18 protein-coding genes are annotated in these 19,096 nt (G+C 45.7%); 7 read left to right on the top strand and 11 right to left on the bottom strand.

What is annotated here, in order from left to right; translation table 11 throughout:
• Positions 1-109: 109 nt before the first annotated feature.
• Both J2Z65_RS17745 and J2Z65_RS17740 read right to left on the bottom strand, forming a co-directional pair.
• Positions 110-1,090 (bottom strand): glycoside hydrolase family 43 protein, encoded by a 981-nt coding sequence (locus J2Z65_RS17745; protein ID WP_167057910.1) that lies wholly within the window; start codon positions 1,088-1,090, stop codon positions 110-112.
• A gap of 131 nt (positions 1,091-1,221) precedes the next feature.
• Entirely contained in the window at positions 1,222-1,956 is a 735-nt protein-coding gene (locus J2Z65_RS17740; protein ID WP_167057913.1) for a class I SAM-dependent methyltransferase, read from the bottom strand.
• A gap of 190 nt (positions 1,957-2,146) precedes the next feature.
• Between J2Z65_RS17740 and J2Z65_RS17735 the strand changes: the two genes are divergently transcribed.
• The 6 genes from J2Z65_RS17735 (at position 2,147) to J2Z65_RS17710 (ending at position 8,304) form a co-directional block, all read left to right on the top strand.
• On the top strand, positions 2,147-3,190 hold the full coding sequence (locus tag J2Z65_RS17735; protein WP_167057916.1) for a glycoside hydrolase family 113 protein: 1,044 nt from the start codon (positions 2,147-2,149) through the stop codon (positions 3,188-3,190).
• 72 nt (positions 3,191-3,262) lie between these two features.
• Positions 3,263-4,372, top strand: coding sequence for a GerAB/ArcD/ProY family transporter (locus J2Z65_RS17730; protein WP_167057919.1), 1,110 nt, complete (start codon positions 3,263-3,265; stop codon positions 4,370-4,372).
• 29 nt (positions 4,373-4,401) lie between these two features.
• Positions 4,402-5,907, top strand: a complete 1,506-nt coding sequence (locus tag J2Z65_RS17725) for a spore germination protein (protein WP_167057922.1) — start codon at positions 4,402-4,404, stop codon at positions 5,905-5,907.
• 27 nt (positions 5,908-5,934) lie between these two features.
• Positions 5,935-7,125 carry a Ger(x)C family spore germination protein gene (locus J2Z65_RS17720; RefSeq protein ID WP_167057925.1) on the top strand — a complete coding sequence of 397 codons (1,191 nt, stop codon included), beginning with the start codon at positions 5,935-5,937 and terminating at the stop codon, positions 7,123-7,125.
• A 3-nt stretch (positions 7,126-7,128) separates the two neighbouring features.
• Positions 7,129-7,311, top strand: coding sequence for a hypothetical protein (locus tag J2Z65_RS17715; protein WP_167057928.1), 183 nt, complete (start codon positions 7,129-7,131; stop codon positions 7,309-7,311).
• Positions 7,312-7,404: 93 nt separating this feature from the next.
• Positions 7,405-8,304: an SDR family oxidoreductase gene (locus tag J2Z65_RS17710; RefSeq protein WP_167057931.1), complete on the top strand. Its 900-nt coding sequence runs from the start codon at positions 7,405-7,407 to the stop codon at positions 8,302-8,304.
• Between the two features lie 91 nt (positions 8,305-8,395).
• Here J2Z65_RS17710 and J2Z65_RS17705 read toward each other — a convergent pair whose 3' ends face one another.
• The 4 genes from J2Z65_RS17705 to J2Z65_RS17690 are packed head-to-tail and all read right to left on the bottom strand — an operon-like array spanning position 8,396 to position 14,267.
• Positions 8,396-10,603 carry a hypothetical protein gene (locus J2Z65_RS17705; RefSeq protein ID WP_209856005.1) on the bottom strand — a complete coding sequence of 736 codons (2,208 nt, stop codon included), beginning with the start codon at positions 10,601-10,603 and terminating at the stop codon, positions 8,396-8,398.
• A 52-nt stretch (positions 10,604-10,655) separates the two neighbouring features.
• Positions 10,656-11,834, bottom strand: coding sequence for an ABC transporter permease (locus J2Z65_RS17700; RefSeq protein WP_167057937.1), 1,179 nt, complete (start codon positions 11,832-11,834; stop codon positions 10,656-10,658).
• Complete coding sequence (locus tag J2Z65_RS17695) at positions 11,831-12,553, bottom strand: ABC transporter ATP-binding protein (RefSeq protein ID WP_167057940.1); 723 nt, start codon at positions 12,551-12,553, stop codon at positions 11,831-11,833. The genes J2Z65_RS17700 and J2Z65_RS17695 overlap by 4 nt, the downstream gene beginning before the upstream one ends.
• Before the next feature lie 31 nt (positions 12,554-12,584).
• Positions 12,585-14,267 (bottom strand): efflux RND transporter periplasmic adaptor subunit, encoded by a 1,683-nt coding sequence (locus J2Z65_RS17690; protein WP_167057942.1) that lies wholly within the window; start codon positions 14,265-14,267, stop codon positions 12,585-12,587.
• 271 nt (positions 14,268-14,538) lie between these two features.
• Here J2Z65_RS17690 and J2Z65_RS17685 point away from each other — a divergent pair, with 271 nt between their 5' ends.
• Positions 14,539-15,303: a DUF817 domain-containing protein gene (locus tag J2Z65_RS17685; RefSeq protein WP_167057945.1), complete on the top strand. Its 765-nt coding sequence runs from the start codon at positions 14,539-14,541 to the stop codon at positions 15,301-15,303.
• Between the two features lie 81 nt (positions 15,304-15,384).
• On the opposite strand, the gene J2Z65_RS17680 is transcribed toward J2Z65_RS17685, so the two are convergent.
• The 5 genes from J2Z65_RS17680 to J2Z65_RS17660 form a co-directional block, all read right to left on the bottom strand.
• A complete protein-coding gene (locus J2Z65_RS17680; RefSeq protein WP_167057948.1) occupies positions 15,385-16,515 on the bottom strand; it encodes an L-dopachrome tautomerase-related protein in 1,131 nt (376 codons plus the stop codon).
• Positions 16,516-16,619: 104 nt separating this feature from the next.
• Positions 16,620-17,276: a YheC/YheD family protein gene (locus J2Z65_RS17675; RefSeq protein ID WP_167057951.1), complete on the bottom strand. Its 657-nt coding sequence runs from the start codon at positions 17,274-17,276 to the stop codon at positions 16,620-16,622.
• 185 nt (positions 17,277-17,461) lie between these two features.
• Positions 17,462-18,328, bottom strand: coding sequence for a VOC family protein (locus tag J2Z65_RS17670; RefSeq protein WP_167057954.1), 867 nt, complete (start codon positions 18,326-18,328; stop codon positions 17,462-17,464).
• A 62-nt stretch (positions 18,329-18,390) separates the two neighbouring features.
• On the bottom strand, positions 18,391-18,555 hold the full coding sequence (locus J2Z65_RS17665) for an HIT family protein (RefSeq protein ID WP_167057957.1): 165 nt from the start codon (positions 18,553-18,555) through the stop codon (positions 18,391-18,393).
• A 1-nt stretch (position 18,556) separates the two neighbouring features.
• Positions 18,557-19,096, bottom strand: coding sequence for an MFS transporter (locus tag J2Z65_RS17660; protein ID WP_167057959.1), 540 nt, complete (start codon positions 19,094-19,096; stop codon positions 18,557-18,559).

Below are 19,096 nucleotides of genomic sequence, written 5' to 3'. Positions count from 1 at the left end.
TTCATTACCTTCCTGTATTTTTATCCAAATTTGATATTCTATGCATGAATAAAAACAGCCCCCTTAGGTCTTACTTGACCATAGGGAGCTGTTCGATGTGATTTATTGCTTATTTATAAGGATCAATCGTTTGAATGGTGCCATCTACGTTGTATGTCAGTTCTGTATATTTAACACAGCGCTTGTGGTTAACTCCATCCGATAATGAGCAATCATGATAAAATAAATACCATTTATCCTCAACCTGAACAATAGAGTGATGTGTTGTCCAACCGATTACTGGGGTAAGTATTTTGCCTTTGAAGACATAAGGTCCTTGAGGATGCTCACTCATCGCATAAACCAGACAATGAGTAGTCCCTGTAGAATAGGACAGATAATAATAACCATTGTATTTATGAACCCATGGACCTTCGAAATACCTTCTGTCTTCATCACCCGCAAGAATCGGATTGCCCTCTTCATCCACAATCTTGATCTCTTGAGGCTCGTCTTTGAATGTCAACATATCATCGTTTAACTCAGCAAATCTAGGTCCTAAGGCAGGCTCGTTTTCTGCTGGTCCCGCAGCATCCGGAAGAAACTCCCCTGTCTGCCATTTCTCAAGCTGGCCTCCCCAAAGTCCGCCAAAGTAGATATAGGCTTTGTTATCCTCGTCAATGAAGACAGCAGGATCAATGCTGTAACTGCCTGGGATATAATTTTCTTGCGGCGTAAAAGGACCTGCAGGAGATGTGCTTGTAGCTACACCAAGTCTGAAAACATGATCTTTATCCCGAGCTGGGAAAAAGAGATAGTACGTATTATTTTTATATGCGGCATCCGGTGCCCATAGCTGCTGTTTTGCCCAAGGGATATCCTTGAGGTGCAAGGCTTCCCCGTGGTCAACGCAAGGCGAATTAAAATCGTCCAAAGAAAGAACATGATAATCTTCCATCGCGTATTGGTCGCCATTATCATTGGAAGGTCCATCGTGATCAAGATCATGGGAAGGATAAATATAAATTTTCCCCTCAAATACGTGGGCAGATGGATCAGCCGTATAAATATGTGTAACTAAAGGTTCTTTAGGTTGTACAGGCTTGTTCATGTCCATTTTCTCCTCGTTCAACTTAGTTTGTTTAATGTATAAACTTACAATTCTAATTATAACCAAGTTAGCTCAACAATCAAGAAAATTATGCTTATGGACATACAGCTGACAGAAGCTGTACCTACTTGCTATTTTTTTACTGCTGCTATCAAAAGAAAGATAGGCCGCCGTGTTTCGTCGCGCATGTCTGGATATTTGTCCAAAGCTTCTTGTGACGGTTGCGGTTCGGACAGCCTCTTCAAACTGAAGCCGGCCTCGATTAGCGCATTCATATAAGTTGCAACCGTTCTATGATATTTGACAACGTCGGTTTCCAGAAATCTAGCCTGCCTTAGCCCTTCACGCTGATAGTTGTCGACTGGCCAATGCAACCGTTCGCCCTGTAACCCATAATACCAATCTTGCTCCGCGCGTGAGGTGAAAATCGGATGCTCAACCGAAAGAATAAAGCTTCCACCTTCCGCAAGGCAATGATGAACCTTTTGACAAAGGGCGTCGAAATGCTCCACATAATGGATGGCCAGTGAGGAGATCACCACATCGAATTCTCCCGCTTCAAAATCAATGTCTTCAATCGCGAGCCTACGATACTGAATAGCTGAATCATCAGTCATTTCTCTTGCTCGCTCGAGCATTTTTTCGGAAAGATCCACTCCCAAGACACTGCGAGCTCCCATTTCGCGAGCGTATCGGCAGTGCCAGCCATAACCGCAGCCGAGATCCAGCACAACTTTCCCCGTTAAATCCGGCAGCAGCGCTCGAAGTGCAGGCCACTCCCCCGCAGCGTCCAATCCTCCCGTCGAGCGCGCCATTTGGCTGTATTTTTCAAAAAATCCGAGATCATCGTATTTATTTTGTTTCATAATTATCCATAGCTCCTATCTGCCTCATTATTTTTGTTATATTTATCTATTTTACTATTCGTCTATACGAAATTCCTAACGCTAGTTTGGTTGTAATTAAACATTACGAACCGCTACCAACTGTTGATATTGAATTTATAAAAGAAGCGTATACTTTGATCAATGAATTTACGCGAGGAGATAATCAACTATGACGAACAATGCCAAATTCGAACGTAAGGGCATCAACTATGATGTTGGAACATTCACCAGAAGCAAAGACCAATCATCCCGTGAGCTTTTTGATCCGATTGTCGTTGCGAGAGAGATGGAAATTATTAAGAACGATCTGCACTGCAATGCGGTTCGGATTTCAGGTCAAGATATCTCACGGCTCACATTGGCTTCTGAATATGCCCTTAAGCTGGGGTTGGAAGTATGGTTTTCCCCTGCTTTCATCAATGCAACCGAACAGGAAACGCTAACCTACTTGGCTGAATGCGCAAAAGCAGCAGAAAATCTGCGCAAGCACTCTTCTGCTCTTATTTTCGTCGTTGGGTGCGAGCTCACATTTTTTATGAAAGGTCTCGTGATCGGCGACACCGCCTTTGACCGCATACAAACATTTATGAAGCCTTGGAGGCTCATTAAAAATACAATTCTTAAAGGCTCTTTTCATAAACGGTTGAACTCCTTTTTGGGTAGAGCTGTGGGTGTGGTCAGAGAACATTTCCATGGGCAGCTTACCTATGCTTCCGGCTCATGGGAAAATGTCAATTGGGCTCCATTTGATTATGTGGGCATCGATTATTATCGTGAAAAATTCAATCAGAAAACATACCGCGAAAAGCTAAAAGCTTACTTTTCCCACGGCAAACCGGTCGTTGTCTTAGAGTTCGGCTGCTGTACGTATCAAGGAGCTGAAGATAAAGGCGGATACGGATGGGCCATCGTTGATCGAACTCAGACACCTAACCGGCTAAATGGCGAATATATGCGGGATGAACACGTGCAAGTCGCTTATATGACAGAACTTCTCTCGATATTTAAAGAAGAATGCGTGAACGGTGCCTTTTGGTTTACTTTTGTCATGCCTTTTTATCCTTATAGCGATGATCCTCCCTACAATTTGGATACCGCCAGTTACAGCATTGTTAAAACGTATCCTGATCAACAGGGTACCACGTATGCAGACATGAACTGGGAACCTAAGGAGGCATTTCAGGCGTTAGCTCAAATCTATAGAGAGTCGTAATTTCCGTATATTTTTTGTGATTTCGGATACATTACTAAAAAATGTAACAATGTGGAAATGTGGTTGGGACGATTGAAACAAGTACATATAAGCGCGCTGCAGCTTTTCTATGTCATGCTCGGGTTCGAAATCGGGAACACGCTGATTTTTGCCATTGGGGCAGGCGCTAAGCAGGATGCATGGTTGGCTGTTCTTGTCTCTATGTTAGGCGGATTAATTCTAATGAGCGTTTATGTCAAGTTGTGTTCCCTATATCCAAACGATACTTTGGTCCAGATGCTACCTAAAATCATCGGCAGGTTCCTTTCCTATCCGGTCATTATCCTATACATTCTTTACTTCACCTTTCTCGCAAGTACAGCATGCAGAGATTTTGCTGAGTTGATTTTATCCACGATATTGCCGAATACGCCAATGGTTGTAGTGGTCGGCTGCTTTGTTGTGTTAGTCGTTTATTGCCTGCGCGGAGGCATTACATCGCTTGGCCAGATGGGTGAAATGCTGCTGCCTGTTTATATGCTTGTCATGGTCATAGTGTGGATATTAATGATGGTTACTAACGATGAATTCCATTTAAAACAGCTTACCCCTGTGCTTGGTGAAGGTATACAACCTGTTTTGGATGAGGTATTCCCCTACCCTTCCCCCTCGATCTTGGTTTTTCCATTTGGAGAAACCGTATTGATTACCATGTTTTTACCCTTTCTAAATAATCAAAAGAAAGCCAAAAAAACGGGGATAGCCATCGTCTTTGCTGGAGGAATTCTCTTAGCACTCAACTCCCTTGTCGTGATTGCCGTGTTAGGGCCGAATATTTATAAGCAAGAATTTTTCCCTCTGCTTGCGGCTACCCGAATGATCTCCATCGCAGATTTTCTCGAGCGCTTCGATGCCATCATTATTTTATTGATGGTAGCCGGCGTTTTCCTTAAGGTTGGTGGATGGACATTCGGTGCCTCGGTTGCGATATCCCAGTTATTTAAAATCAAAAATAATGATTCGGTTTTACTGGCGCTCGGTGCGATAATTACACCATTCTCCATCATTCTGGCTACCAACTTTGTTCAATTCAGAGACGTAGGCAAAGGCTTTATTGATCCCTATCTGCATGTACCGCTGCAAATCGTGATTCCCATTGGCTTGCTCATTACTGCACTGATTCGGAAAGCAAGAAAGTCCTGATGCTTTAATATATCTTGGAGGCGTTCAACATGAATCAAGAAAGGACGATATTGACGGGAGTTCTTCAAGATGATTTTCAAAAGCTGGAAGCCATGTTTGAGCGAACCTTTGATTTTACTTATCGGAATTTCGAAATTAATTTCTCGTACGACGCTGTCATTGTATTTCTGGATGGACTTGTCAATATGGATAGATTGGATTCAAACATCATAAGCCCGTTGCTGCAATTCAAAGGAACATTATGTCTGGAAGCCGCTTTCCCGCAAGAACTGGAGAATGCGATTTTCTCAGCAGCTTTAAACAAATGCGTAACTCTGCAGGAAGTGGCAAGCGGCATTTTAGATGGGAATACAGTCCTCCTGATTGACGGGTTTAAGCAAGCCTTAATCATAAGCGAAAAAACGTGGGAGCAGCGCTCCGTTGAAGAACCGGCAACTGAGGCGGTCGTATACGGTCCGCGCGAAGGTTTCATTGAAAATTTACACATGAATACAAGTTTGATTCGGAGACGACTCCGCACCACACAGCTGAAAATGGAAAGTATGACGATTGGTGCGCTCTCCAAAACGGAGATTGTCATTACTTATCTTGACGGAATCGCCGACCCTGGAGTCGTTGAAGAAGTTCGAACGAGGCTGAACCGGATTCAAATAGATGCCATTGAAGAAAGCAGTTACATACAAGAGTTTATTGAGGATAACCCTTACTCGGTGTTTCCCCAGGTCTTACAAACAGAACGTCCCGATCGTGTTGTAGGCAATTTATTGGAAGGCAGAATCGGCATTTTTTGTGATAATACGCCATTCGTTCTCATTGTGCCGATCACCTTTTACCAGTTAATGAATGCAACCGAGGATTACTATGAACGCTTTTTGCTGGCTTCCGCTATTCGCTGCCTGCGTTATTTATTTCTAGGAATCGCGCTGCTTTTCCCTTCGATCTACATCGCCGTAACGACTTATCATCAAGAACTATTGCCGACCAACTTGTTGTTTAGTGTCGCAGCCGCAAGGGAATCTGTCCCATTTCCTGTGTTTGTAGCAGCACTCCTCATGGAAATCTCATTTGAGGCACTGCGGGAAGCCGGCATACGTCTGCCGCGCCCAGTTGGCGGAGCCGTCAGTATTGTAGGTGCTCTCGTCATCGGACAAGCGGCTGTTCAAGCCGGCATTGTTGGTGCCCCGCTCGTCATTGTCGTATCGATTACCGGGATTGCCTCCTTTATGTTTCCGAGCTATAGCTTAACCGGTGCAATCCGTTTGCTGCGTTTTCCCATGATGTTTCTTGCTGCTGTTCTCGGCTTGTATGGCATTTTGCTCGGCATCTTTTTCATTGTGATTCATCTGACTCGCCTACGCTCCTTTGGGGTTCCTTACTTATCCCCCATTGCGCCTTTTACACTTACTGAACTTAAGGATGTAATGGTACGTGCGCCATGGTGGGCAATGTCGGAGCGGCCGCACGATACGGCCAAAAAGAACACAAGCCGGTTCAAGAAATGGCTGCGTCCACAATCGCCAAACCGCAAAAACTAGATCGTTCCCAAAGGGCAGATGAGAATCATGAAAAAACTTAGCATATTAGTGCTGTTCTCTATGATCCTTCCTCTTCTTGCAGGTTGTTGGAATCGTATAGAGATTAATGATATTGGTATTGTAACGGCTATTGGATTAGACCTCATGCCGGATAAACAATTGCGATTATCCATTCAAGTAGGCATCCCGGCTAAACTCGGATCTTCAACTATGGGCACTGGCGGAGGAGATCAGAAAAGCAGTACATTCGTGATTTCAGCGACAGGCGAAACCATTTCGGACGCATACCGGAATCTTCAAAAGAAAATATCGCGACATATTTTCTTTGCGCACAGCCGAGATTTAATCATTGGAGAAAAGCTGGCCAAGGAAGGTATTTCTCACATCATTGACTTTTTTGCCAGATATCATGAACCACGCCTTCACAGCTACTTGATCTGTACGAAAGGAGAAGCCGCTGATTTATTAAACAGCCGAGCACTCCTGGAGAAAGTGCCTTCCGAAGAAACGAGAGAACTAACCAAACAAGGCATCGGGCTTAAAATTACAATCAAAGAATTCTGGGATATGATACTGGATGAGGGGATCGAGCCTGTTTCTCCGCAATTTGAGCTGGTGCCCAGGGAAGTTAAAATGAAATCGGAACAAAGCGTAGCAAGCACGTCACAGCAGCAAACGCAAATCATTTCAGGTTCAGCTGTTTTCAAAAAAGATAAATTGGTCGGTTGGCTGGATGATATGGAAACACGCGGACTTCTTTACCTGCGAAACGAAATATCCATTGGTGTCATTACCATCAATATTCCGAAGGAAAAGGGAGGCGGTAAAGTCAGCATGGAAATTATTACGGTTCAATCCGATATCGTTCCAAAGCTTACCGGTAGCCGTTTATCAATCGATGTCAATATCCGTGTTGATGCTAATTTGCTAGAGAATGCCTCAGGAATCAAAGTAAGTCAAATTGACATGATCAATTATCTTCAAATGAAGCTGAATAAAGAGCTCAAGGACAGAGTGCAGCTAGCTCTGGATAAAGCACAGAAGAAATATCAATCCGATATTTTTGGGATTGGCAGGGCTGTGTATCGCTCCTTTCCGAAGCAATGGAATCAACAATTCAAACAGAATTGGGATGAGACTTTCCCTGAGCTCGAAGTATCCATTCATCCTAATGTGAGCCTAAAACGTTTGGGGCTTATCCAAGAGTCAGGGGGCTAATCCATGATCAAACTCATTTTCACTATCCTCCTTTATGGGGCAATTACGGCATATGAGATTCCCCGTTTGAAGAAAAAAAATGAGAAAATAGAATGGATCGTCTTTCTCTCCCTCATGCTCATCGGGTTGACTTTGAGCATTCTATTTCTTCAGCACGTATCCGTCAAAGCTGATCCTACAGCATGAATGGAGTTTAATTGGCAGAGCAACCCGTCGCGTCAGAACCATTTATAAACTAGGTGAATATCCTGCTTCTGTAAAAAGATTGGAGGATTACCTATGTATCCGATGTATCCTTACTACAGCTATGAATTGAATTGTGAGAATAAGCCTGTGACCTTCCCGCCGCAGCATCAAGATAAGCAGCCAGGTTTGGAATACTTAATGTTTCCCACCCCCATTTCAGATAATCCTGAATATGTTGGAAGCGGAAAGCTTAGAGGTAAGGTTGCAATTATCACAGGCGGAGACAGCGGGATCGGGAGAGCCGTTGCCATCGGCTTCGCCAAAGAAGGCGCAGATGTTGTATTAGTCTATTTATATGAGCATGAAGATGCCCGGGCTACGATGGAAATGGTGTCTCAATATGGACGTCAAGCTCTTCTAATTGCCGGTGACTTAAGAGACGAGGCTTTCTCCGCAGAAGTTGTGAGTAAAACATTGGAATGCTTCGAAAAAATCGATATTCTCGTCCTGAACCAAGGCGTGCAATTTCCGCAGGAGAGCATTATGGATATTAGTGCCCAGCAGCTGGAGGACACGTTCCGGACGAATATTTTCCCTCATTTTTATATGACCAAAGCAGCGCTTCCCTGCTTAAAATCAGGGAGTTCTATTATAAGCACAGCTTCTGTGACAGCCTACGCCGGAGCCCCTCTGCTTGTAGATTATTCTGCAACAAAGGGCGCCGTTGTCTCTTTTACTCGTTCGCTTTCACTTCAGCTCGTGAAGAAAGGCATCCGCGTGAACGCAGTAGCTCCAGGTCCGATCTGGACCCCCCTCATCGTTTCCAGTTATTCCGCCGAATACGTCAAAACTTTCGGCTTGGAAACACCGATGAAACGGGCTGGCCAACCTTTCGAATTAGCGCCGACCTACATTTATCTGGCATCGGATGATTCCTCCTTTGTAACCGGACAGGTGCTGCATGTTAACGGTGGGATTATGACGGAAACCTAGGTGTTGGGCGTCCGGCAATTTTTGGTGAACCAATGAAAAAGGCGCCCATATGCGAAAAGCACACAGACGCCTCAAAGGAACCTAAGTTATTTTAATGGAATTGCTTGATCAGGCGCTTAGCTGTCCCGTTAGGGGTATCAATGACTTCATACATGTTGACGACGACGCCAGAGTCTACCTGTTCATTTTTTAATCCAGTGACGACAATTTTTTGACTGCCGCTTATCAACTTGCCAGTGCCAACTAGTGTGGACGTTTGGGTGCCCACGATGCGACCGAGGGAATCCACCATATCGAATTCAATTTTGGAGAAGTTCGAGTCAATGATGACCTGATCCTCATGCGTGATATCAAGATCGAGATTTAATTGATATGAATAAGAGCCGCTACTGTAAAGCCAGCTGATCGAATCACTGTTGACTTTCAAAGAGAATGGATACAGATCAAGCGTGTCGCTGTTTTCGTCCTTCTGCAGAGAAACCTGATACGTTCCTGCCGACACTTTGCCTTCGGACACCGATTTATCATCGAAAATGTTCAGTGCAAAAGTTTCATCGTCATCTGTTTTACCGTTTGGCAGCAAATAGGAGTAACTGACCACATAAGAGCTGCCCGGCGTAAGCTGTGTCGTGACTGAGCTTTGACGCGTGCCCGTGTATGAATTGCCGCTGCTATCCAGCAGCTCGTTCTGAAGCTCAGGCAGTGCAATCGTGCTGGTGCCGTTATTTGTGAACTTATACTTGGCGATGGCCGTTTTGTAGCCTAGATCATCGTTTTCGTGCGCGTGAAGCTCAACGAGCGAAACATCTACATTTTTGTTCACGATAGCGCTATTAGTCAAATTCAACTTGCTGCCAATCGTATAACTGACAGCTGTCGTGAAACCGTTTTGGGCTTCGACTGCGCCTTTAAGCTGGAATACAGCAACAGGCATTTGTCCTACAGTTGTATTTGTATTCGCGGATGAACTTGTATTTGCATTTGTATTCATACTTGTACTTGCAGAGGTACTATTTTCGGCAGTTGCCGATGTGCTCGTTGCATTCGCTGCAGCAGACGATGTTGCGCCGCCAGAGCTCGCCGAGGAATCCGATGTCTTCTGCCAGAGGACAAGCTGCGCCGTATTAGGATCAACCCCTACCGGCAGAACCGCGTTGAAGTAATAATCCGTCGTTTCATTCGGAGCCAAATACGTATCACGGGCCGTATTATCCGTAGCGGTCAAAGCTGTGCCGGATTCGCCAACTTGATACGCAGCGAAGAACGAAGGAATTGCAGCAGCCTCTTTCCCGTCATTGCTTAGTGTCACGATCGTTTGCACATGAACGCCATCAGCTTGATTGGCATACTTGGTTGAGCTCGCTTTGACTGTCATTTGCTCGCCTGTCTGCTGACCGCTGTACACCACCTTCGTATCTAGCGCAGTTGTTTGAAGAGAAGTGCTAAGATTCATGTTCCCAAGCGTCACATCTTCACTTTGATTCAAATAATAAAATTCCAACGAAACACCCGACATCGCCATTTGTTTGGAGATCGGCGTTTTTAACGTCACTGTATCCGCTTCGTTCGGAAGGAAAGTTGTTCCTGATCCATTTGCGATCGATGAATCGTACTTCATACCATTGGCATCCACCAATCGGTACTGAAGTCCTGCAGGCAGTTTAACAGAACTGGAACCAAGGTTTTTGGCTGACACCTGCGTATAAAGATACCATTTGCCATTTTCCGAAACGCGAACGCTTTGTCCTAACTGGAACGCAAGCGAGGAATCATTCGCCAACGTGCTGTCCACTGTTCGAAGATTAATAATTTCTTCCGGCACGCTCGCCTGGCCCTCGCCAAGCGCAGAACTGACGGGCAGCTGACCGAGATGATTCATAAAATCAGCCTGCCCCGCATCCCAGCGGAAGACGTCAATTTTCAGCTGATCCGCCGTTTCGCCTTCGTCTAAATTGGCGTAAAAGCGGTAACTCGCCTCTTGACCGGGAAGAACGCTCGCGCTCTTCTTTTCGCTCAATTTGGCTGTATAACTGTGCCCAGCCGTATCTGTTACCCGCACGCCGTATTGATTGAAGTCAATTGCCTTGTTGTCTCCATTATGTATGGATACGGCAAACTGAAGCGATGAAGACGAAAGCGCAGCTTGGCTTAATGTAAAATAGGAAGATGATGAGATATATACCGCTTCCCCGGCGGCATGAACCATCCCAGCGGGTAACGAGGCAGCGGCTATGCTGCCGGTTAAGAACAAAGCTAGTGTCGTATTTTTCAAAGAAATCGATGTTAATTTGCGGATCATGATGTTTTACCTCCCGTAGCTTTTTAATAGTAAACAATTCATTCAGCAGTCACTAATCATAACGAAGGGCATCGATTGGCTTCAATTTGGAAGCTTTGTTGGCCGGATATAATCCGAAAATGACACCGACTAAAGCCGAGAATAAGAACGCGTATAATCCTACGTTTAACGAAAGACTCGTAGCTTGGCTCGGATTGATGTAAGGCCATGCGAGCGATAAACCTACGCCAAGAACAAGGCCAATGAATCCCCCCATGCCGCTGATTAACGTCGCTTCCACCAAGAATTGCAGCAGAATATTCCGGCGTTTAGCTCCAATGGATTTACGAATCCCAATCTCTCGTGTTCTTTCACTTACCGTCACAAGCATAATGTTCATGATTCCGATACCGCCTACCAGAAGCGAAATGGCTGCTACAGCTACTAACTGGTTCGTTAGCGTGCTGGACGCTGTTTGTTTGGCACTGATCAATTCGGAGGAGTTGAAAATGTTAAATCCTGTCGTACTTTTGAATTTGTTCGTTAAATATCGCTCCAGCACGGCCTGCACCCTGCTCACATCATCGCCGCTAGCTGCTTCAACATACGTAGAACGAATTGATCCTAGTTTAAAGTCTCTGCTCATCGTTGGCAGTGGCACAATAACCGAGCTGTCCAGCGACGTCCCGCTTGTATTCGAGCCTTTGCTTTTCAAAACACCAATAATCGTATACATGTAGCCATTGACATTGATTTCTTCATTGATCGGATCATCCTTGCCAAAAAACTTCGTCGCCACTTCGGTACCAATGACAGCCACATGATTGCGATAGTCCAAATCTGCTTGGGCTAGAAATCGGCCGCTGCCGATTTCCCCCTTTTGCATGCTCAGATAACGGTCATTCGTACCTAGTACAATATACGTTTCCGTGGTACGGTCATATTTAATGCTCGTACTGGCTCTGGTCATCGTCGGCGCAATCGCGCTAATCCCCGCTGTGTTCTCCAGGTCCATGAGTTCTTCATATTTCAGTTGGGTTGCGCGGCCATTGCCAAGCAGGTTAACAGTCAGCAGGTTCGTCCCTAGACCTTCATACTGCTTCTCAATCGATTTGGAGGTGCCTTGCCCAATGGAGACGAGCGTAATAACCGAACTTACGCCAATAATAACGCCGAGCATCGTCAAAACCGTCCTGAGCGGATTTGAGCGTACAGTGGCCATGGCCATTTGGAAAAGCTCCCAAAGTCTCATAGCGAAACCGCCTCCTCCACTTGTGGAATAAGCATCGTTTCATTGCGAACGTCCTTGATAATCTCGCCATCTCGAAGCGTAACAACACGCTGGGCATGATCTGCGATATGATTATCATGCGTAATCAACACGATGGTGTTGCCCTGCTGATTCAGCTCCTGGATTAACTCCAGCACTTCTATCCCTGTTTTGGAGTCCAAAGCTCCGGTAGGTTCATCCGCCAAAATCAATGATGGTGAAATAGCTAGCGCTCTCGCGATCGCCACCCTTTGCTGCTGTCCACCGGACAATTCGCTAGGCTTATGATGTCCGCGCTGACCCATCCCCAGCTTCTCCAACATGCGCTGTGCTTGTTCTCGGCGCTGTTTGGCAGGAATGCCCGCATAAATCATGGGCAATTCCACATTTTCGATGGCTGACAATCTGGGCAACAGGTTGAATTGTTGGAAAATAAAGCCGATCTTCCGGTTCCGTAGTTCGGCAAGACCATTGTCGGACATCTTCTCGGTGGAGACACCATCGAGCGAATATGTGCCTGAGGTCGGAATATCCAGCAGCCCGATTGTGTTCATCAGGGTGGATTTCCCCGATCCGCTGGGACCGATAATCGCAACAAAGTCACCTTTCGCAATATGCAGTGTGATCCCTTTCAGAATTTGCAGCTCTTCTTCCCCACGGGCGTAGCTCTTGGTGACTCCCGTTAGTTCAATGATATTCATACGACTCGCTCCTTTCCGCGAAGCTGATTATTCACTGGCGCGTACCTCCACCGCCTTGACCACCTTGGAAGCCACCGCCGGCTCCACCGCCTTGGAAGCCAGCCGGAGGACCGCCTTCGCCACCAGGAAAACCGCCTTGTGTCCTTTGCTGGTTCGTTGTCGTAGCAGCCTTGCGTACTGGCATGACCACTTCGTCGCCTTCTGCCAAGCCGCTCAAGATCTCAACCTGCGTTTTGCTGCGAATACCGGTCTTAATCTCATGCTGCTCTTCCACAGTTCCGTCCGCTTTCTTCAGAGAAACGGTAGATTTGCCCTTTGTCGTCGTAATGGCCTGAATCGGCACGACTAGGATGTCCTTTTTATCTTGAATAAAAATTTCAGCTGTTGCCGTCATCGCGTATTTGAGCTCACTCGCTTCCGAGTTCGGAATGGAAACGACCGCATCATACGTCGTAACGCCGTTCGAAGTAGTCCCTACATTGGACACGGAAGTCACTTCACCCTCGAAAGATTTGCCCGATATCGCATCGACTTTTACTACTGCCTTCTGCCCCACCTTCACACTCGTTAAATCCAGCTCATCCACGGCAATGGGCAGCTGCATCGTACTTAAGCTCGCTACCGCCCCTAAAGTCGTATTGGCAGTAATTTGCGCGCCGACCGGATAGTTGCGCAGCACATTGCTTTTGCTATTGGCAAAGTCCGCCGAGAACACGCCGTCAAAAGGCGCTGTGATTGTCAATTGATCTACCTTTTGCTGTGCATCGTCAACTTTAATTTTCTGGCTGTCGATAGCCGCTTGCTTGCTGATGATGTTTTGCTGGAGATCATCGTTAAATAAGCTTGCGATGAGGTCCCCCTGCTTCACCGTTTCTCCGTCTTTAAACTTCAGGCTTTTGACTGTTCCGCTAGCTTCCGAAAAAATGGGTGCCGTGCGCACGTAATCTAAAGCTGCTAGTTCCGTTGACTCTATTTTGTCATCGCCGCTGCCGATGCTGCCTTTCACCTTCAAGCCCGAGGAAAGCGTCCCGTCATTTGAAACCAAAACTTCCACATCAACAACTTTATTTCCATTCGTATCAGCCTTCATTTCACGAGAAACCGTTGAAACCGTCCCAACTTTAGAAAGCAAATACCCGTCAACTGTTAGTTCAACGTTATCGCCTTTCTGCAATTGAACAGCTTCTTGTAGCGGGAACGGCAGCTTGACTTTGAATTGCGAAGTATCTGAGATCGTTCCAATCTTCGTCGTCTTGTTCACTTGACTGCCCACATCCAAGTTGGCTGCTAACGTAAGCTTTCCGCTCATCGAAGCGGATACGCTCATATGGTTCTGTTCGCCCTGCAGCTCTGAAAGTTCTTTCTCCAACTGCTGCAGGCTCACCTGTGCTTCTTTGAGGTTCGTTTCGGTAGATGGAACAGACAGCTCTACGAGCACATCTCCCTTCTTAACCGCTTGATTTTGCGTTAAGTTCATCGTTTTAATGATCGCGTCCACCGGAATGACAATATTTTGTTTATCTTTCGCATCCAACTGAGAAGTTCCCGATATGGATGAAGATATCGAGCCTTTCGTCACCTTCATCGCCGATTGTTGCTCAGATGCAGCTACTGCAGGCTTCGACTTGCTATGTATGTAATAGTAAGTTCCTGCCCCACACAGCATCGCAGCCACAACGACAATGATCCATTTCTTTTTCCGATTCAAGTTCATCGATGATTCCCCTCTCCCATGTACCAAGACCACGATTGTCTTCGTCATATACATCTCACATGTAAGCAGTTTAAGGGGATAGGCTGAATCTCTACTGAGCGGGGGCTGAAAGAAAGTTGAAAACCAACTTAACGTTTGCTGAAAATGGAAAATACATGAAACCCATCGGTTTCATGTATTTATTTGAACAAAACTTATCCAATACTAGTCAATTTGTATCAGAGTCTTCGATATACTAGATGTGATCAGCAATCGGAAGGGTGACAAAGACATGAGACTGTTACTGAAACAATTATGTGTTTTTACTTACCATGCAGCGATGTCTTGTATATTTCCCGTAGGTATTTTTCTAACACTTGCGTTAAGCAAACTGTTAACTATTCCTGGTCTCCCCAGATATGACTTTATACTAGCTGGCTGTATTCTGTTGCAACTGTTCATGTACGTAAGCAAACTTGAAACAAAAGATGAGCTAAAAGTTATCTGTGTTTTTCATTTAATCGGCATCGCTTTAGAATTGTTCAAAGTACATATGGGGTCATGGAGTTATCCAGAGGAAGGGTTTAGCAAATTGTATGGCGTTCCGCTCTACAGCGGTTTTATGTATGCAAGCGTGGCAAGTTTTATCTGTCAAGCATGGCGAAGATTGGAGCTTTCCTTGGACGCCTACCCGCCAATTGGGATCACTGTTCCATTTGGCGTAAGTATTTATCTTAATTTCTTTACTCATCATTTCATCTTTGATGTGAGATATTTGCTCATCATATTGCTATGCATTCTCTTTTACCGGTCAAAAGTCGGATTTAAGTTAGGTCAAATCAGTTATGCGATGCCACTCTCACTCTCATTTCTGTGCATCGGTTTTTTCATTTGGATTGCAGAAAATATGGCGACTTATCTGGACGCTTGGCGATATCCCAATCAAGATCATAGCTGGCATTTCGTACATCCATCCAAAATTGTCGCTTGGTTTTTACTAGTGATCGTATCCTTTGTCATTGTAGCGGAACTGAAACGGCTCAAAACAAAACAATGAAAATAAACTGTCCCCAAAGTAGTTCATCTACTCGAAGGACAGTTCTCTTTTATCCAGATTCCTATAGAGAGTCCTATGCGATTACCCATACAAATAAGATTTGGCATCTTTCCCCACATAAGCTTTCCATATAATTAAGTTGTACGGATTGCTCCAATCAATGTCATCGTCCCCAAACATCTCGTGAAGCCGGTTGCTGTTAAAAATGATGGAACCTTTCTGATCAAAAGCAACCCCGTCCACCCACAGCATCCTGTCGTCCGAAACGAATTTGTGGAAGCTGCGATCTCTCGCATCGAAGAAACCGATCCCTTTCCCCTCCAGCATGGTGTAAAATAAATTGCCTCGATTATCGGCGTGCATACCGTCAGTCGTCGTTCCTTTGCTGCCAAGAACCTGCACGGCGCCGTTTATTTGCTCTAGAGGCATTTGCTCGTTACGCAGCAGCCCTGTATGGATCGCATATAAATTGCGGCCTGTCGCTTGGCAATAGTAAAGCGTAGATCGATCCGCTGACAAAGCAATGCCATCGGCGCCGATACGCAGTGGCTTATCCTTGAACACAGGCTTGTAATCGATTTGAAAATGAAAATTAGGGAAATCCTGTGTACTGAAATGCTGGTCCAACACGCGCCGCAACGTTTTGGTGCTCATGTTGTAAATAATAATACCTCCACGAAGCGGATGATCCTGGTGTCCACAGCCGGAATCTGTTATATAAACGAATCCATTTTTATTATCCACAACGAGGTCATTCAGAAAAGATGTCCGATAGGGTGCAATCTCAGAGGGAATGACGATAGAGTCGATCAACTTATTAGTGTTCAAATCCCAAATCACAAGCTTCTGCGAACCTTCTGCCGATGGTTCGTATGCCATTTTGCCTTGATCCAGAAGCCACATCCGATTATATTCATCAATTTCATAGCCAAGCACGGATTGCAAGACATCCACTTGGCCTGCTGTATTCCAATCCCAGCTCGGAAAGGCCTCCAGCAGCGGCTTTCCCTCCTTGACAACGATGCGATTCATCGTCGCAGGAATACCGTGAGACCAACGCGGGACAGAGACATAGAATTGTCCTTGAAGATCAACTTTCACGCTGGCGGGCATTGCCTTTTTCCAAATTTGATTCGTTTCGTATTCTTGCTTCATGACAACTTCGGGAAAGTTCCAATCCAACCGGCTCCAGTGGCATATTATTTTATACATGGGTGAGCCTCCTGCGACCTCGTAAGTAGTTGTACATCTACCATATAGGTATGCGCTCAGAAATAAGACGTGTGGGCTTCAAGCATGTGGCGAATTCAGTGTATTTAGTGGGGTTTTGTATTCACTTCAAAAATCCAAACACTTCCCAGTTTATCAATCCCAAAATCGTAACCTAGCATGCCAATGCCTGGATATTTGGCCTCTAGCAGCATCGTGCACGTTCGGGATACGCCTACCATGGTGTCGATTTTGGATTTAACCTGCGCTGCAGGGAATGTCCATCCTACGGCATATCTGCCTCTCAACTGCGTGCCCCCTTGACAAAGGTTCGTGACAAATAGTCCCGGACGAGCTAATCGCCCAACAACCGCTCGAATCTCCCATTTTCGTCCAACTTTTGCCAGCTTGACCCGATAGTCGACTGGCCGACCATCGATGGTGGCCAAGTGAATGCCCTGCTGAATCATTAAAGGGCGCTTCTGACTTATCCGGTTAATAGCCTGCAACAATTCATTCCAATTGCGATACATGGTTCTCGTTCCTGCGCTGTGCAGCATATAGCTGTTACCAGCTTTTTGGATTTTCATAACACGACTGCCACCGGTACCAACAATCGGCTTTGCCACGACAAATTGAAATTGACGAAGCATCGCTGCAAGATTCTCCGCGCTATAACGGCGCATCGCAGGAATATGCTTGGCGACGCCGGAATGCTGCAGCAGGACTGCGAACTTCGACCATTTACTAGCAACCAGACGCATAAAAACTCCTCCTCTGTACATGCCTTCCTTATGCTAAAATATGCCTGGTTCGCGAGAAGGGAAACGGACAATCCGGAACTATTCCTAAAATAAGTAACTTAGCAGACGGCTCAATGGAGGGGCAGACAATAAAAAAGAAGCAGGCTGCAGGATTTCTCCAACAACTGCTTCTGCTCGCATTGGCTTTACTTGTCGTAAACTAATCTCAATTGAATGCCGGATGGATCTGTTACCGTTACAGTCTCGTCAATCTCTGCCACTAATACGCCAGCATGCTTCAACCGGTCAATCGCCTCATTACGTGTTTGCTCATTAGGGAAGACAAGCGTGTAATAATCAAGCCCTGTTCCATTGGCAGGACGCGAGGGTGCCTCTTCGCCAGCCCAAACGTTCAACCCGATGTGATGGTGATATCCGCCGGCGGAGATGAATAAAGCTCTCATCGTCTCTCTTGCATCTGCCACCACATCAAAGCCAAGAAGATCGCAGTAAAACTCTTTGGACTTCTGCAAATTTTTTACATGGAAATGAATATGTCCCATCGTCGTTCCGGCCGGTAAACCGCTCCATTCCGTTCCTTCCGCTTCGCTCAGCAAGCCGTCCCAATCGATCGGATCAGAGGCCATGATGTAATTACCGAGCGCATCGCGGCGCCATTCGCTTCTGGGCCGGTCGCAATAGATTTCAATCCCGTTATGATCCGGATCTGTGATGTACAGCGCTTCGCTCACTAAATGATCCGCTTGGCCAATATGGATGCCTGACTGAATCAAATTGTTTAAGCTAAGACCGAGATCTTTCCGTGTCGGCAGCAGAATGGCAAAATGATAAAGCCCTGCTGCTGATCTGCGGGGAGTGACCCGTGCATCGGCCATCTCTTCCAGCATTAGAAAGGGGGTACTGCCGTCTACCGTCAGTTCAACTGACGTTGTGTTAGATTTTCCTAAGCGCAAACCAACGATCTCTTGGTAGAAGCGAATAGAACGTTCTAGATTTGAAACATATAATTTTACAATACCGAGCTTCATATCTGAAGGTAAGGTCGTGGACATTGAAAGTTCCTCCTTTAATACTTACTATTTGTAATTAAGTTTAGTAAAGTTATTTAATTACGTCAAGAAATAAGATCACGTATTCTCTCCCTTGTTTCGGATAAACGCTCTTTCGCGTTCTTTGTGTCAATCGGTTCCTGCCATGCAAACCCATCTTGCTCATAACGAGGAAAAATATGCATGTGATAAATTTCAATCGCAGTGCCGAGACATTGATCGCCCTCCATATCATTCCCTCCTTTTCCTTGCCCGCCAAGTCACCCATGCACTACTCGCATATAACAATGCACTAGCATAAAAAAGCGCGTTGATCGTCAACCAATCAATCACATAACCGCCCAGGATGACAGCGAAACCTGAAGCGACCGATGTCCAAAAATGAAAAGTCCCAATAACAGGTCCACGCTCGCCCTTTTCGGTATAGTCAGCAAGCAGCAGACGTTCGCTCATTTTTTGCATCGCATTGCATACGCCCATCAGAAGCTGCAAAGCCAATACCCATGAATAGCTCGCTACCCAAGGGAAGCTCAGCATTGCAGCCATCATGCCTAGCGAACTCCATGTCAGCAGACGGATGCCGTGACGATCCAGTTTCGAACCCAGCCATTGCGACACAGCCGCTGAACTAATCGTGAAGACAGCAAATGCAAGCCCGTATTTCGAGTAGCTGTTGCCGAGATTTTTTAAAAACAATAAATAATAGGGATAAATCATGCCTGCTGCCAGCGTCACGATACTTTGTGAGCGAATGAGCCATTTTGTATCCAT

This window comes from Paenibacillus aceris (assembly GCF_017874035.1).
Lineage (GTDB): Bacteria > Bacillota > Bacilli > Paenibacillales > NBRC-103111 > Paenibacillus_E > Paenibacillus_E aceris.
Note: the sequence above shows the minus strand (reverse complement) of the source record. Positions and strands in the feature narration are given on the sequence as shown.

Coding starts and splice junctions, on each gene's coding strand:
- J2Z65_RS17745 (WP_167057910.1), bottom strand. CDS start 1,090: ATGAACAAGCCTGTACAACCTAAAGAACCTTTAGTTACACATATTTAT.
- J2Z65_RS17740 (WP_167057913.1), bottom strand. CDS start 1,956: ATGAAACAAAATAAATACGATGATCTCGGATTTTTTGAAAAATACAGC.
- J2Z65_RS17735 (WP_167057916.1), top strand. CDS start 2,147: ATGACGAACAATGCCAAATTCGAACGTAAGGGCATCAACTATGATGTT.
- J2Z65_RS17725 (WP_167057922.1), top strand. CDS start 4,402: ATGAATCAAGAAAGGACGATATTGACGGGAGTTCTTCAAGATGATTTT.
- J2Z65_RS17720 (WP_167057925.1), top strand. CDS start 5,935: ATGAAAAAACTTAGCATATTAGTGCTGTTCTCTATGATCCTTCCTCTT.
- J2Z65_RS17715 (WP_167057928.1), top strand. CDS start 7,129: ATGATCAAACTCATTTTCACTATCCTCCTTTATGGGGCAATTACGGCA.
- J2Z65_RS17710 (WP_167057931.1), top strand. CDS start 7,405: ATGTATCCGATGTATCCTTACTACAGCTATGAATTGAATTGTGAGAAT.
- J2Z65_RS17705 (WP_209856005.1), bottom strand. CDS start 10,603: ATGATCCGCAAATTAACATCGATTTCTTTGAAAAATACGACACTAGCT.
- J2Z65_RS17700 (WP_167057937.1), bottom strand. CDS start 11,834: ATGAGACTTTGGGAGCTTTTCCAAATGGCCATGGCCACTGTACGCTCA.
- J2Z65_RS17695 (WP_167057940.1), bottom strand. CDS start 12,553: ATGAATATCATTGAACTAACGGGAGTCACCAAGAGCTACGCCCGTGGG.
- J2Z65_RS17690 (WP_167057942.1), bottom strand. CDS start 14,267: ATGAACTTGAATCGGAAAAAGAAATGGATCATTGTCGTTGTGGCTGCG.
- J2Z65_RS17685 (WP_167057945.1), top strand. CDS start 14,539: ATGAGACTGTTACTGAAACAATTATGTGTTTTTACTTACCATGCAGCG.
- J2Z65_RS17680 (WP_167057948.1), bottom strand. CDS start 16,515: ATGTATAAAATAATATGCCACTGGAGCCGGTTGGATTGGAACTTTCCC.
- J2Z65_RS17675 (WP_167057951.1), bottom strand. CDS start 17,276: ATGCGTCTGGTTGCTAGTAAATGGTCGAAGTTCGCAGTCCTGCTGCAG.
- J2Z65_RS17670 (WP_167057954.1), bottom strand. CDS start 18,328: ATGTCCACGACCTTACCTTCAGATATGAAGCTCGGTATTGTAAAATTA.
- J2Z65_RS17665 (WP_167057957.1), bottom strand. CDS start 18,555: ATGGAGGGCGATCAATGTCTCGGCACTGCGATTGAAATTTATCACATG.
- J2Z65_RS17660 (WP_167057959.1), bottom strand. CDS start 19,096: ATGGATACAAAATGGCTCATTCGCTCACAAAGTATCGTGACGCTGGCA.